Raw genomic sequence first — 13,534 nt, forward strand, 5'->3', positions numbered from 1 at the left:
ATGTCGTGCAATGGGCGGCAGGCCCGTCGGTGCAATCCCACAGCGCCGGCTCGCGATGTCGCCAGACTGCTCCCACGCGCATGCCCTGCGTCTTCCGACCTGTGCCGCGGAGGAGCGGCGCAGCATGAGAGGCTTCTTCACCCTTAAGGAGAAAGCAATGCCAAGAGGTGACAAGTCGTCCTATACGGACAAGCAGAAACGCAAGGCCGAGCACATCGAGGAAAGCTACGAGCACCGCGGTGTCGGCAAGGCCGAAGCCGAGAAACGCGCCTGGGCAACGGTAAACGCAGAGACCGGCGGCGGCAAGAAGAGCGGCAGCGGCCGCGGCAAGGCCGAGAACCATGCGCCTTCTCGCAAGGGCGGCCACAAGGGCGGCGCAGCAGCGGCATCGCGCACGGCAGCCGAGCGCTCCGCATCCGCCAAGAAGGCCGCGGCCACGCGCAAGCGTAACGCAGAGCACCGAAGCGGCTGATCCGCAGGCCGAAACCCAAGCCGAAAAGGAGAACCGCAATGACCCGAGTTTCCGAACTGATGACCCGCGGCGTACGAACCCTTTCGCCAGCGGACCCGGTGGCACTGGCCGCCCAGGCCATGGACGAACTGGACATCGGCGCCATTCCGGTGTGCGACGGCCAGCGCCTCCTGGGCATGGTGACCGACCGCGACATCGTGCTGCGCGTGGTGGCCCAGAAACGCCCGTTCGACATTTCGCTGTCCGAAGTGATGACGAAGGACGTCAAGTGGTGCACCGAAGCCGACAACGTCGAGACGGTAATGGACGAGATGGCCGGCTACCAGGTCCGGCGCATGCCGGTGGTGGACCGCGACCACAGGCTGGTGGGCATGCTGTCGCTCGGCGACACGGCCGCCAAGGGCGACATAGGCAAGGCGGGCGACACGCTCAACATCATTTCGCAGCCTGCCGAGCCAGACCGCTCGAAGCAGTCGGCCGCAAGCGGGCCGAGCGGCGGGGGCGCGTCTTGAAAGTTGGCTCAGCGCTGTGCAGGCAGGCGGATGCGGGGGCCGGGTGTGGTGCGCACCAGCAGCGCCTCTTCTGCCTGGCGCAGAAACCGTTGGTTGCGTTCCGGTGTCTGCGAAGCAACGCAGTCGCGCGGCGCCAGCGCTTCCAGGTCGCGCATGCCCGCATCGGCCAGCGTCGCCCAGATGCATTGGTCGCTGGCCACGCCCGTCACGATCAGCCGCCTTGCATTCAGGTAGGCGAGCAGAAGCTCGAGCGGCGTGGCAAAGAAGGCCGATTGCTTTGGCTTCAGCACAAAGTAGTCCTTTTCGCCGGGTAGCAGGGCCGACGTGATTTCGGCGCCCGCACCGCCCGAGGCGAGGGACATTTCCACCAGCTTCGGAAAGTCGGAGCGCCAGCGTCCGCGGTTGTCGTTCACGTAGATGGTGGGCACTCCGACGCGGGTGCAACGGGCTTTCAGCGCCGCAATGCGGCCGGCAATGGAGAGGGCGCCGGGCAAGAGCTTTTCGGCGTCCGGAAAATCCCAGCAGCTGATCATGTCGATGATCAACAATGCCGTGTGGCCAGCGGCGGGTGTGGGGGCAAGGGCAGGGGGCGGCGAAGCAGAGTTAGAGGCCATGTACCGGCGGGTCTCCAGTCAGCGAAGGCTTCACCATTTCAAAAGCGCGCGGCCGCCCCCGTAGGAAAGCTGCGCGTGGCCGCGAAAGTCGCTGCCGAGTCATCGCAAGGTGCGGCGCGTAGGAGGCCTCTTTCACAACGACGCGCGTTATCCCGCCGTGCGGAATCGCAAGCTGTTCGACCATCGGCATCAGGACGGCCAAGGCGCGTAGGCGCTTCGCCCGTCTGAACGCACGGATCGCCGCCGTGCGCCCCGCCAATCGTTCACAAGGAGCTATTCCGATGAACACTTCCCCGATGGAAACTTCCGCTTTCACCCGGCCCTTTGCCATCGTGACCGGCGCATCGTCGGGCATAGGATTGGAACTGGCGCGCTGCTGCGCCAACGAGGGCTTCGATCTTTTGATTGCGGCCGATGAACCGGAGATCGAGGATGCCGCCGTTCAACTGCGCCGCCTGGGCGTGGAGGTGCAACCCGTGCTTGCCGATCTTTCCACCACCGAAGGGGTCGACCGGCTTCTGGCGGCGGCCGGCCAGCGCCCGGTGAATGCGCTGCTCGCCAATGCCGGCCGGGGGCTCGGCCATGCCTTTCTCGACCAGAATTTTGCTGAGGCGCGGCATGTGCTGGACACCAACATCACCGGCACGCTTTACCTGATTCATGCCGTGGGCGGCGCAATGCGCGCACGCGGGCAGGGGCGCATCCTGATCACCGGCTCGATTGCGGGCTTCATGCCCGGCAGCTTCCAGGCGGTGTACAACGGCACCAAGGCTTTTCTGGACTCGTTCTCCTTCGCGCTGCGCGAAGAGCTGAAGGACAGCGGCGTTACCGTAAGCTGCCTGATGCCCGGGCCGACCGACACCGAGTTTTTCGACCGTGCCGACATGCTCGACACGAAGGTGGGGCAGGACGACAAGAAGGCAGACCCGGCCAAGGTGGCGAAGATCGGCTTCGAAGCCATGATGGACGGGGAAGGCGACGTGGTTGCCGGCTGGAAGAACAAGCTGCAGGTGGCTGTTGCCAACGTCACGCCGTCGGCGTTGCTGGCCAAGCAGCACCGCAGGATGGCCGAACCCGGAACGGCGGACCAACGCTAGTCCGGGAGCGCATGCCATGGACACTTCATTCAGCTCGGGAGTCGCCCTCGTGGACACCGTCCTCAAGAGCACCGGCGGCAGCGTGGTGGTGTGGAGCGCCGATCCGCAGGCCTACAGCAGCGACCACGAACGCGCCACGCGCAGCAACTTCGCAGAGCGCCTTGCGGCGTTGAAGGGCTTTCGCTTTGCGGGCGAATACGATGCATCGCGTGCGCATGAAAACACGCCGCTGTACTTTGTGCCGAGCGATACCCTGCCCAGCACGCAGATGGCGCGCTCGCTCGGCATATCGACGCTGCACGACCTGTTCGGGGGCGTGGTTCCATACCCCTTCGTGGCCACCAAGGCCATCACGCATCCGCTGGTGGGCAGGGCCGCTGCCTGCCCCGAAGGGTGGGCGCCAACCTTCGCTTCCGACATATCGCATGCGGCGCTCGACGGCTTCTCCGCCTTTGCTGCAGAGGATGCGCGATGGGCCGGGCGCCATATGCTGGAGAAGGGCCCTGTGCGCGTGAAACCGGTGTGCGCCACCGGCGGACGTGGCCAGACCGTGGTGACCGATGCCGATGCGCTGGACCGCTGCCTTGCGGCCATGGACGAGAGCCAGATTGCGCTGCACGGCGTGGTGATCGAAGAGAACCTGCAGCGGCCGGACACCTTCAGCGTGGGGCAGGTGATGGTCGACCACATGATCGTGAGCTACTTCGGCCGCCAGCGCATGACCACCGACAACGCCGGCCAGAGCGTGTATGGCGGTTCCGACCTGACGCTGGTGCGCGGCAACTTCGACGTGCTGCTTGCCAAGACCAGCCCCAATCCGGCGCTGTGCCTTGCCATCGAGCAGGCGCGGCGCTACCACCAGGCGGTGATCGACTGCTTTCCCGGCTTTCTTGCGTCGCGCGTCAACTACGACGTGGCGCAAGGCGTGGGCGCCGCGGGTGCGTGGCGATCGGGCGTGCTCGAACAGTCATGGCGCGTGGGGGGCGCAACCGGCGCGGAGATGGTGGCGCTCGAAAGCTTCTGGCGCGATGCGGCCCTCGAGCGAATGCGCGTTTCCTGCTTCGAGGCCTATGGCGCAGCGGCGCAGATTCCGGCGGATGCGGCGGTGCACTACCGCGGGATCGACAAACAGAATGGTCCACTGACCAAGTACGCATTGATCCAACCGTATGCCAGCGACACGACATAACGTCATCGATATTCCCGTAGACGGCCAGCACATTGCCGGAACGCTGGTCGCGGCTTCCACGATGGTGCCCGGTGTCCTGCTCGTGCACGGCTGGGATGGCAGCCAGGAGCAATACATTGCCCGCGCGCACGACATTGCCGCGCTCGGCTGCGTGTGCCTCACGTTCGACCTGCGGGGCCACGCACGCCACGCGGCGCTGCGCAAGGAGGTGACGCGCGAGGACAACCTGCGCGACGTGCTCGCGGCCTACGACACGCTGGTGAGCCACCCCACGGTCGACCCCAACGCGATTGCCATCATCGGCAGCAGCTACGGCGGCTACCTGGCGGCGCTGGTCAGCGCCATGCGGCCGGTGCGGTGGCTCGCACTGCGCGCGCCGGCGCTCTACCGCGACCGCGAGTGGCTGGCGCCCAAGGGGCAACTGAGCAGGTCGGACCTGGTGGCCTATCGACGCACGCTGGTGGGCCCCCGCGACAACCGGGCGCTTGCCGCCTGCGAGGCGTTCACGGGCGACGTGCTGATCGTCGAATCGGAGCACGACCAGATCGTGCCGCACCCGGTCATCGAGAACTACCTGGGTGCGTTCAAGCGCGTGCGCTCCGCCACCTATCGCGTCATTTCGGGAGCCGACCACGCGTTGTCCAAGCAGTCTTCCCGCCAGGCCTACGGGCAGTTGCTCGTCTCGTGGATGACCGAAATGACGCTGGGCGCCAGGGCCACCGGCGCAATGACGCGGGCGGTTTCCGAAAGCCCCGCCTAGAGGTTTTGAACATGAACACAAGCAAACGACTTGCGCCGGTGCTGCGAACCGGCCTGATTGCCGGAACCTTTGCAAGCCTTGCCTCCACGGCCGCGCTCATGCTGCGCGGCCGCCGCGAGGCCGGCAGTGCCGTGGCACCCACCAATGCCACCAGCCACTGGCTCTGGGGCGACCAGGCCTTGCAGGTGTACCGGCCCACGCTGCGGCACACGGGCCTTGGCTACGCCACCCACCACGCGAGTGCGATCTTCTGGGCGCTGCTCTATGCGTGGCTGCATGCCGAGCGGCGCCCGCCCCAATCGGTACCGGCCGCACTTGCCAGTGCCGGCGCGGCAACGGCGGTGGCCTGCACGATCGACTACACGATCACGCCGCGCCGGCTCACGCCCGGTTTCGAACACCATCTTTCCAAAGGTTCGATGGCGGCGGTCTACGGCCTCTTTGCAGTGGGCCTGGCAGCCGGCTGCCTGCTCGCGCAGCGCGGGCGCGAGTAGTGGGCGCTGCTACGCACACACAGGCAGCTTTCCTACGTCGCGAAGTTTCCGGTCCCCCCATCGTTCAGCTTCCACTAACCCATTATTCGGAGCCCACGATGCCCACCTCTACCAAGCGAGCAGCACCTGATGCATGCAGCCTTCTCGATACCGACCACCGCAACGTCAAGAAGTTGTTCAAGGAGTACGAGGAACTGACCCATTCGCGAGCCGCCAGCGCGCAGCAAAAGAAGCGCGAACTGGCAACCCAGATCTGCACCGAACTGACGGTGCATGCGCAAATCGAGGAAGAAATTTTCTACCCCGCCCTGCGCGAAGCACTCAGCGAAACCGATCTGCTGGACGAAGCCGAAGTCGAGCACGCCAGCGCCAAGGAACTGATTGCGCAAATCGAATCCGCCTCCGACGTGGACGACAAGTTTGACGCCAAGGTGATCGTGCTGGGTGAATACATCGACCACCACGTGAAGGAAGAGCGCAACGAGATCTTCGTCAAGGCGCGCGCTGCCAAGGGGCTCGACCTGGTCGCCATGCGTGACCAGCTCGCAGCTCGCAAGGAAGAGCTGATGGAAGAGCTCACCGGCGCAACCGCCTGACGACCCGCCTGGGTCGCAGGCCTGCCTTGCTACCCCAACGGCACCTGGCCGCGCGCCGGCCGGGTGCCACGCTTTTGCTTTTCATTGGCCTTGGAGGTCACCATGACAAATCTTGTCTCCCGGCTTTTTCCCACGGCGACCAACATGATTCGCCTGGATCACACGCACGTGCTTTCCACTTTTCACCAGTACAAGGCCAGCGCGCCGAGCCGGGTGAAAAAGGGGCTGGTCAACACCATTTGCACGGCGCTCGAAATTCACGCGCAGCTCGAAGAAGAAATCTTCTACCCCGAGATGCGCAAGATCGACGATGAACGCATTACCGAAGCCATCCACGAGCATTCCGAAATGCGCAGGCTCATCGGCCTGCTTCGCACCATGGAACCCGAGGCGCGCGACTATGACGAGACGCTGTCGGCGCTGATGCGCGACGTGATGCATCACGTGGCCGACGAAGAAACCATCTTGCTGCCGGCGGCCGAAAAGCACCTGGCAGACAAGCTGGGCGACCTGGGTGCGCAAATGACCAAGCGCCGGCTGCAACTTGCGGGCCCGCGCACCGGCGAAATTGCGCTCGACATGGGGCGGGCCGCTTCTGGCAACACCACGGCCATTGCCATGGTCGGGCTCGCTGCTGCGGGGCTTCTGCTGGCACGGCGTTCAGGCCACTTGCGCTGGCACGCGCGCGCTTGATCGGGGCCAGCGGCTACAGCATGTCCCGCATGCGGTAGTACATCATTCCCAGCACGAGTGCCGGGGTGCGCAGCAGTGTGCCGCCCGGAAAGGCCAGGTGCCCGATGCGGGCGAACAGGTCGAAGCGTTCGGCCTGCCCGGCAATGGCCTCGGCCGCCAGCTTGCCTGCCATGCCTGTCAGCGCCAGGCCGTGGCCGGAGAAGCCCTGCAGGTAATAGATGTTGGCGCCGATGCGCCCGAAATCGGGTGCCTTGTTCATGGTGATGTCGACGAAGCCGCCCCATGCGTGGTCGATGCCCAGGTCTGACAGCTGCGGAAACACCGCGAGCATGCTCTTGCGGATTTTCTCGATCAGGTTGCGCGGTGTGCGGGCGCTGTAGCTGTCCCCCGAGCCGAACAGCAGCCGGTGATCGGCGCTGAGGCGGAAATAGTCGAGCACGAAGTTGGTGTCCGACGCAGCCGGCCTGCCGCGCATGAGCGCATCCGCGCGAGCCTTGTCCATGGGTTCGGTCGCAATCATGTAGGTGCCCACGGGCATGATGCGCGCCGATACTTCCGGCGCCACGTCGCCGCCGTATTCAGCCAGGTACACGTTGCCCGCGAGAACCACGAAGCTGCACCGCACCTCGCCCTGCGCGGTCTTGACCACCGGCCGCGCGCCGCGTTCGATGACCTGCGCAGCGGAGTTTTCATGCAGCTGCGCACCGGCCGCACGCGCCGCGGAGGCCAGGCCCAGCGAATACTTGAGCGGATGCAGGTGCCCCGAAAAGGCGTCGAAGGTGCCGGCATCGAATCGCTTGCTGTCTACCCACTGCGCAATGTCTGCGGGCCCGAGCCATTGAAGCGGGTAGCCGTAGACGCGGCCCACGTGGTCCATCCATTGGCGAAGCGCGCGCGACTTCGAAGGCTTGACTGAAAGGTTGAGGTAGCCGGGCTGCCAGTCGCAGTCGATGGCATGGCGCGCCATGCGGTCGCGCAGCAGGTTGAGCCCTTCGACCGAGACATCCCACGCGCGGCGCGCGTCTTCGGGTGTGAACTGCTTTTCGATGGCCTCTTCGCCGTCGGAGCCGAAGCCGACGATCGCCTGTCCGCCGTTGCGGCCCGAGGCACCCCAGCCGACGCGCTGTGCCTCGAGCAGCACCACCGCATAGCCGCGCGAAGCCAGTTCCAGCGCCGCCGAGAGCCCCGCAAGGCCGCCGCCCACCACGCAGACATCGGCCGTGGCAATGCCCTCGAGCGGGCGCGCAGCTTCGAACCGCTCGGCGCGCTGCACGCTTGCTTCGTAATAGGAGTTCTCGACGACGCCGAGTTCTTTTCGCAGCAGCAATCAGGCCACCCGGAAGTTGAGAAACTGCCAGGGGTCTTCATCATCCTTTTCTTCGTTGAAGAGCGGGCTGCGGTCTTTCAGCGGGTTCCAGTCGCCATACACGCCCACCACCTCGCCGAGGTAGGGCGTTGCAGCTTCGAGAACAACACGGTGATCGAGGTCGTCGGGCTCCACCAGCCCGGCATCGGGGTTGCGCAGCGCCCACAGCATGCCGCCCAGGATGCCGGCCACCACCTGCAGGCTGGTGGCGCTGTTGGCGGGCGCCAGTTCGCGTGCTTGCTCGATGGTCAGGCGCGAGCCGAACCAGTAGACGCCCTTGGGATTGCCCATCAACAGCACGCCAAGCTCGTCCATGCCTTCGACTATTTCGTCGCGGATGATCTTCTGGCGATGCTGCAGCTGCCAGTTCTTGCCGGCCACTTCGTGCAGCGAGAGCACGGCGTCATCGCAGGGGTGATAGGCGTAGTGCACCGTGGGGCGGTACACCACTTCGCCGTTCTTGCGCAGGGTGAGGTGGTCGGCAATCGAAATCGATTCCGCGTGCGTTACCAGAAAGCCGTGGTAGGGCCCTTCGAGCGGCGTCCAGCTGCGCACCCGCGTGCCAATGCCGGGCCGCTTCAGATAGATGGCCGCATCGCTGCCAAAGCCATGGCGCGCGGCGTCGGCGGGCCAATGCCGCTCGTGCGTTCCCCAGCCCAGTTCGGCCGGCTGCAGGCCCTCGTCGACGAAGCCCTGCACCGACCAGGTGTTGACGAATTCATTGCGCTGCTTGCGCTGCCGTGCCAACTGCGTGTCGCGCTCGGCAATGTGAATGACCTTGATCTCGAGCTGCTTCGCAAGCGCGGCCCAGTCCTCGTAGCTCGTTGGCATCGATTCGACTTGCGCATGCGTGTCGGCTGCTATGTTGAGCAACGCCTGCTTGACCAGCGCGGACACAAGGCCGGGGTTGGCGCCTTGGGTGATCACGGCCGTGGGTCCGCTGCGCTTGTCCAGGCGCCAGGCCAGCACTTCTTCGCGCAGGCTGTAGTTGGAGCGGCGGGAAGGGGGCAGGCCGGGGTCGTCGTAGCGACCGGGCCAGGGCTCGTTGCAGGTGTCCAGGTAGAAGGCGCCGCGCTCTCGGCAGAGCTTGATGAGCGCCAGACTCGAGACATCGACCGACAGGTTGACCAGGAAGTCGCCCTTGCCAACCAAGGGCTCGAGCACGGCGGCAAAGTTGCCTTCTTCGAGCCGTGCGGGAATCACTTCGACGCCCAGCTCCTTCGCAAGGCCGCTGCGGTCTTCGCCAGACTTCACGATCTTGACGTCCGAGGCCTTCAGGCCGAACAGGCGCAGCAGCAGCGGCAGCAGTGCCTGGCCGATGGAGCCGAAGCCGATCATCGTGAGCCTGCCGTCAAACCGTGCCAGCAGTTCGTTCTTCTTCGTCATGCGCAACCTCGCTGAGTGGTTCTGCGTTTTCAGAAAAATGTGGCGCTGATGGTTGCATCCGCACGTCAGCTTGCCTTTGCCGATGGCGTAGGAGGAGTCCGTGAGCGGATTTTTTTGGCCTGCTCATGGTAGAAACCGGCGACCTTGCGCGCGTCGCGCATTGCATCGATCCGATGGCAGAAAACTCCAATTCCAGAATGTCCGGAATCTTCAACAAACCAACTGGTAATGGCGCGCGCTTCGCATGGCCGCTTTGGCTTGCGTTCGGCATCGCCCTGTTACTTCTGGGTGGCTGCGCAGGCCTGCCTTCGGGCGTGGAGCGCAAGCCGTCCGTTGCCATTTCGGACGGCGCCGACACGCCGCTCGGCCGCCTGGTTACGGCGGCCTCGCCGGCGGGGCGGGGCTTGAGCGGGTTTCGCCTGCTGCCCATGCCGCAGTTCTCGCTGCATGCCCGCATCGAGCTGGCCAAGCGCGCACAGCGCTCCATCGACGTGCAGTACTACCTGGTGCAGAACGACGAAACCGGCCGCTACCTGCTGCGCGCATTGCGCGACGCTGCCGAGCGCGGCGTGCGCGTGCGCCTGCTGGTGGACGACCTCTACACCGCCGGCGCCGACCCGCTGTTCGCGGGCCTGGCGGCGCACCCCAACGCCGAGGTGCGGATGTTCAATCCGTTCCCCAGTGGGCGCGAGCGCCTGGGAACGCGCTGGGCTTCGTCGCTGCTCGACTTCGACCGCGTGCACCGCCGCATGCACAACAAGCTCTTCGTGGTCGACAACGTCATGGCCGTGATGGGCGGGCGCAACATTGCCAACGAATACTTCCTGCGCGACGGCGGCTCCAACTTCATCGACATCGACACGCTGGTGGCCGGCACCGTGGTGCCGCGGCTTTCGTCTCTGTTCGACATGTACTGGAACAGCCCGTATGTGTACCCCGTGGAATCGCTGGTTTCGACCGGCGGGGCCACGCCGCAGCAATTGCGCGATCGATTCGAGCAACTGACCGGCGGGCCGGACACGCTGCACCCCGCGCCGCTGGTTTCTACCGACCTGCTGGGCAACAACGCGCTGGCCAAGGACCTGGACGAGGGCGCGCTTTCGCTCGTCTGGGCGCGCGCCGAAGCCTATGCCGATGCCCCCGCCAAGGCGCTGGGCCCGACCGAAGAAGCCCGCGGGTTGCCGGCCGACGAGGCGCCCGACAGCGTGCTTTACAACGTGCGGCGCTATATAAGAAGCGCCGAGCACGAGGTGCTGCAGACCACGCCTTACCTGATCCCGGGCCGCGGCGGCATGGAGTCGATTCGCCTGGTGCGGCAAAAGGGTGTGAGCTACACCATCGTCACCAATTCGCTGGCCGCCACGGATGAGTCGCTGGTGCACATAGGCTACCGCCGCTACCGGCCGGCGATGCTGCGGCTGGGCGTGTCGCTGTACGAGCTGAGCCCCAAGCGCGTGGAAGAAACCAAGCGATTCGGCATGTACGGTTCGGCAAGCGGAAGGCTGCACGGAAAGTCGGCCGTGGTCGACGGCAACATTGTGTTCATCGGCTCGATGAACTTCGATCCGCGCTCGATGCTGCACAACACCGAGATCGGCATTTTCATTTTCAGCCCGCAAATTGCGCAGCAGCTCACCAGCCTGATCGGCTTCATCCGGCTCGACGGCGCATACCAGCTGCAGCTGGGGCCGCGCGGTGGCATCGAATGGGTGAGCCCGGCGTCTGGCGACGGCGCCGACACCATCCTGCACGTGGAGCCGGAAACGGATTTCTGGTCGCGATGGAAGCTGGAGCTGTTTGCCCCGCTGGTGCCCGAGAGCCTGCTTTAGCGGCGCGCCTGCGCCGCTACCGGGGTGCCTAGTGCTGCAGGCGCCCGCTCAGGTAGGGCTCGGGATCGACGGCGGTGCCGTTCTTGCGGATTTCGAAATGCACCTTCACGCGGTCGGTGCCGCTCTTGCCCATTTCGGCAATTTTCTGGCCCTGGCGCACCACCGCGTTTTCCTTGACGACGATGTTTTCAGCGTGGGCGTATGCGGTAAGAAAGGTGTCGTTGTGCTTGACGATGACCATGTTCCCGTAGCCGCGCAACTCGCCCCCCACGTACACCACGCGTCCGTCAGCCGATGCGACGACCGGGTCGCCAAGGTTGCCGGCAATGTCGAGGCCCTTGTTGCGCACGCCGTCGAAGCGCGCAATGGTGGTGCCGCTCGCGGGCCGGATGAACAGGGCCTGCGGCTGCTGCACCGGCGGCGGCACGTTCACGCCGGTGCGCGGCGGCGGGGCGGGCGTGGTGCAGGCTGCAAGGCCGGCGGCTACGAGTAGCGCGGCGCCGGTACGTAAAACAAAAGTCTGAAGGTGCTGCATGGTTCTCTGTTGGAACGAATTCGTTGCTGAGGGTTCCTTCGGCTCGGCGCGCCGGCCAGTTACCGCCGGCATGCTAGCAAACTCGCGTGAGCCGGCTGGCGCGGGCGACGGGGAGCCGAAAGAATCGGAGGTAACAGGAAAGTAACGGCTTGGCAGTTACTTGAGCGGAATGGGCGTGCCGCGATCGATCGGCACCGCGGTTACGCTGTTCTTCGGCGAGCCGTCGATCAGCAGGTCGGAGTAGGTGAGGTAGATGAGCGTGTTGCGCCGCGCGTCGACCATGCGCACCACCCGCAGCCGCTTGAAAAGAATCGACAGCCGCTCGGTGTAGACCTCTTCGCGCTTGGGCAGCGGCTGCGTGATGCTGACGGGGCCGACCTGGCGGCAGGCAATGGAGGCCTCCGACTTGTCTTCGGCAACGCCAAAGGCACCCGCCAGGCCGCCCGTCTTGGCGCGCGAGACGTAGCAGGTCACGCCATTGACCTTGGGGTCGTCGTAGGCCTCGACCACGATCTTGTGGTCCGGCCCGATGAGCTTGAAAGCGGTGTCGACGTCGCCCACTATTTCTGCGTGCGCCGCCGAGGCCAGCGCGAGGCCCAGGCCGGCGGCAACGGTGGATGCGAGCGCCGCACGGAAGAGGGCGGCAGCGCGCGGTGCCTGGATGGTCATGTGTTTCAAACGATGCTGAGTTCGTGCACGCGGTCGAAGCTGCCGCGCCGCCGGTCTTCGAAGAAGTGTTCCAGGGCCTCGCGCACGGTGCGAAACGCAATTTCTTCCCAGGGAATTTCTTCTTCGGTGAAAAGCCGGGCCTCGATGGTTTCGTGGCCCGGGTCGAAGCGGTCGTCCAGCAGGCGGGCGCGGTAGAACAGGTGCACCTGCCCCACGCGCACCACGCTGATCACCGCGAAGAGGCCCTGCATTTCGTAGTTGGCGCCGGCCTCTTCATCGGTTTCGCGCGCCGCGCCCTGGGCGGCGGTTTCGCCAAGCTCCATGAAGCCCGCGGGCAGCGTCCACTTGCCCCAGCGCGGCTCGATGTTGCGCTTGCACAGCAGCACCTTGTCGCCAAGAACGGGAATGGTGCCCACCACGTTCAGCGGGTTCTCGTAGTGGATGGTGCTGCAGGCGGGGCAGACGGCGCGTTCCTTGGTGTCGCCATCGTCCGGAACGCGGTAGACCACCGCGGTGCCGCAGTTCTTGCAGTGCTTGATGGGTACGCGCAGGATCATGGAGCGTGAGCGTGGGGCTTCAGACGATCTTGACCGTCAGCTTGGGCAGGCCGGCCACTTCGCCGACCAGCGTGTCGCCCGCCACCACCGCCGCCACGCCTTCGGGCGTGCCGCTGTAGATCAGGTCGCCGGGCTGCAGCTCCCAGGCGGCGGAAAGATGCTCGATGGTTTCGGCCACGTTCCAGATCAGCTTGCTCACGGTGCTGCGCTGGCGGTCGGTGCCGTTCACCTGCAGCGAGATTTCGGCGTTCTCGGCGTCGCCGGCCTGCGCCACCGGCACGATGGGGCCGATGGGTGCGCTCTGCTCGAAGCCCTTGCCGATGTCCCAGGGGCGGCCCTGCTTCTTCATTTCGCCCTGCAGGTCGCGGCGAGTCATGTCAAGGCCCACTGCGTAGCCGTAGATGTGCTTGTGCGCGTCGGCGGCCTTGATGTTCTTGCCGCCGGTGCCAATGGCCACCACGAGTTCGATCTCGTGGTGCAGGTTCTTGGTGAGTGTGGGGTAGGCCATGGTGCCGGTCTGGCCCGCATCGACCACTACCAGCGCGTCGGCCGGCTTCATGAAGAAGAACGGCGGTTCGCGGCCGGTAAAGCCCATTTCCTTGGCGTGATCTTCATAGTTGCGGCCCACGCAATAGATGCGGTGCACCGGAAAACGGGCGGGCTGCCCGACCACCGGAACCGAAACGGTTGCGGGCGGGGCGAAAACAAACTCGGAAGCCATTGCGTCTGTCCTTTTCAGCGGAACGGAGAAAAACGGCAGTGTGC

General features: G+C 65.4%; 16 protein-coding genes. 9 read left to right on the top strand and 7 right to left on the bottom strand.

Annotated elements, in window-relative coordinates; genetic code table 11:
• The first annotated feature begins 157 nt into the window (after positions 1-157).
• Positions 158-472, top strand: coding sequence for a plasmid stabilization protein (locus QHG62_RS07820; protein ID WP_157613337.1), 315 nt, complete (start codon positions 158-160; stop codon positions 470-472).
• Between the two features lie 38 nt (positions 473-510).
• The gene (locus QHG62_RS07825; RefSeq protein WP_281150339.1) at positions 511-984 is read left to right on the top strand and encodes a CBS domain-containing protein; all 474 of its coding nucleotides are present in this window, start codon (positions 511-513) and stop codon (positions 982-984) included.
• Between the two features lie 8 nt (positions 985-992).
• On the opposite strand, the gene QHG62_RS07830 is transcribed toward QHG62_RS07825, so the two are convergent.
• Positions 993-1,598 carry an isochorismatase family cysteine hydrolase gene (locus QHG62_RS07830; protein ID WP_281150340.1) on the bottom strand — a complete coding sequence of 202 codons (606 nt, stop codon included), beginning with the start codon at positions 1,596-1,598 and terminating at the stop codon, positions 993-995.
• A 281-nt stretch (positions 1,599-1,879) separates the two neighbouring features.
• Here QHG62_RS07830 and QHG62_RS07835 point away from each other — a divergent pair, with 281 nt between their 5' ends.
• The 6 genes from QHG62_RS07835 (at position 1,880) to QHG62_RS07860 (ending at position 6,427) form a co-directional block, all read left to right on the top strand.
• Positions 1,880-2,695 carry an SDR family NAD(P)-dependent oxidoreductase gene (locus QHG62_RS07835; protein ID WP_281150341.1) on the top strand — a complete coding sequence of 272 codons (816 nt, stop codon included), beginning with the start codon at positions 1,880-1,882 and terminating at the stop codon, positions 2,693-2,695.
• 16 nt (positions 2,696-2,711) lie between these two features.
• Positions 2,712-3,884, top strand: coding sequence for a DUF3182 family protein (locus tag QHG62_RS07840; protein ID WP_281150342.1), 1,173 nt, complete (start codon positions 2,712-2,714; stop codon positions 3,882-3,884).
• Positions 3,865-4,644 carry an alpha/beta hydrolase family protein gene (locus tag QHG62_RS07845; RefSeq protein ID WP_281150343.1) on the top strand — a complete coding sequence of 260 codons (780 nt, stop codon included), beginning with the start codon at positions 3,865-3,867 and terminating at the stop codon, positions 4,642-4,644. The genes QHG62_RS07840 and QHG62_RS07845 overlap by 20 nt, the downstream gene beginning before the upstream one ends.
• Positions 4,645-4,655: 11 nt before the next feature.
• Positions 4,656-5,138, top strand: coding sequence for a hypothetical protein (locus tag QHG62_RS07850; protein WP_281150344.1), 483 nt, complete (start codon positions 4,656-4,658; stop codon positions 5,136-5,138).
• Positions 5,139-5,236: 98 nt separating this feature from the next.
• Complete coding sequence (locus QHG62_RS07855) at positions 5,237-5,734, top strand: hemerythrin domain-containing protein (RefSeq protein WP_281150345.1); 498 nt, start codon at positions 5,237-5,239, stop codon at positions 5,732-5,734.
• A 102-nt stretch (positions 5,735-5,836) separates the two neighbouring features.
• Entirely contained in the window at positions 5,837-6,427 is a 591-nt protein-coding gene (locus QHG62_RS07860; protein WP_281150346.1) for a hemerythrin domain-containing protein, read from the top strand.
• A 13-nt stretch (positions 6,428-6,440) separates the two neighbouring features.
• Here the strand turns inward: QHG62_RS07860 and QHG62_RS07865 are convergent, their stop codons facing one another.
• On the bottom strand, positions 6,441-7,754 hold the full coding sequence (locus QHG62_RS07865; RefSeq protein ID WP_281150347.1) for an NAD(P)/FAD-dependent oxidoreductase: 1,314 nt from the start codon (positions 7,752-7,754) through the stop codon (positions 6,441-6,443).
• Positions 7,755-9,179, bottom strand: coding sequence for a homospermidine synthase (locus QHG62_RS07870; RefSeq protein WP_281150348.1), 1,425 nt, complete (start codon positions 9,177-9,179; stop codon positions 7,755-7,757).
• 197 nt (positions 9,180-9,376) lie between these two features.
• Between QHG62_RS07870 and QHG62_RS07875 the strand changes: the two genes are divergently transcribed.
• Entirely contained in the window at positions 9,377-11,008 is a 1,632-nt protein-coding gene (locus tag QHG62_RS07875; RefSeq protein WP_281150349.1) for a phospholipase D family protein, read from the top strand.
• 28 nt (positions 11,009-11,036) lie between these two features.
• Here the strand turns inward: QHG62_RS07875 and QHG62_RS07880 are convergent, their stop codons facing one another.
• The 4 genes from QHG62_RS07880 to QHG62_RS07895 all read right to left on the bottom strand — a co-directional run bounded on the left by QHG62_RS07880 (position 11,037) and on the right by QHG62_RS07895 (position 13,490).
• Positions 11,037-11,543 (bottom strand): murein hydrolase activator EnvC family protein, encoded by a 507-nt coding sequence (locus QHG62_RS07880; protein ID WP_348638684.1) that lies wholly within the window; start codon positions 11,541-11,543, stop codon positions 11,037-11,039.
• A 156-nt stretch (positions 11,544-11,699) separates the two neighbouring features.
• Positions 11,700-12,212 carry a CreA family protein gene (locus QHG62_RS07885; RefSeq protein ID WP_281150350.1) on the bottom strand — a complete coding sequence of 171 codons (513 nt, stop codon included), beginning with the start codon at positions 12,210-12,212 and terminating at the stop codon, positions 11,700-11,702.
• Positions 12,213-12,217: 5 nt separating this feature from the next.
• Entirely contained in the window at positions 12,218-12,769 is a 552-nt protein-coding gene (locus QHG62_RS07890) for an NUDIX hydrolase (protein ID WP_281150351.1), read from the bottom strand.
• Between the two features lie 19 nt (positions 12,770-12,788).
• Positions 12,789-13,490: a fumarylacetoacetate hydrolase family protein gene (locus QHG62_RS07895; protein ID WP_281150352.1), complete on the bottom strand. Its 702-nt coding sequence runs from the start codon at positions 13,488-13,490 to the stop codon at positions 12,789-12,791.
• Positions 13,491-13,534 lie beyond the last annotated feature (44 nt).

This window comes from Variovorax paradoxus, from assembly GCF_029919115.1.
Taxonomy (GTDB): Bacteria; Pseudomonadota; Gammaproteobacteria; order Burkholderiales; family Burkholderiaceae_C; genus Variovorax; species Variovorax paradoxus_O.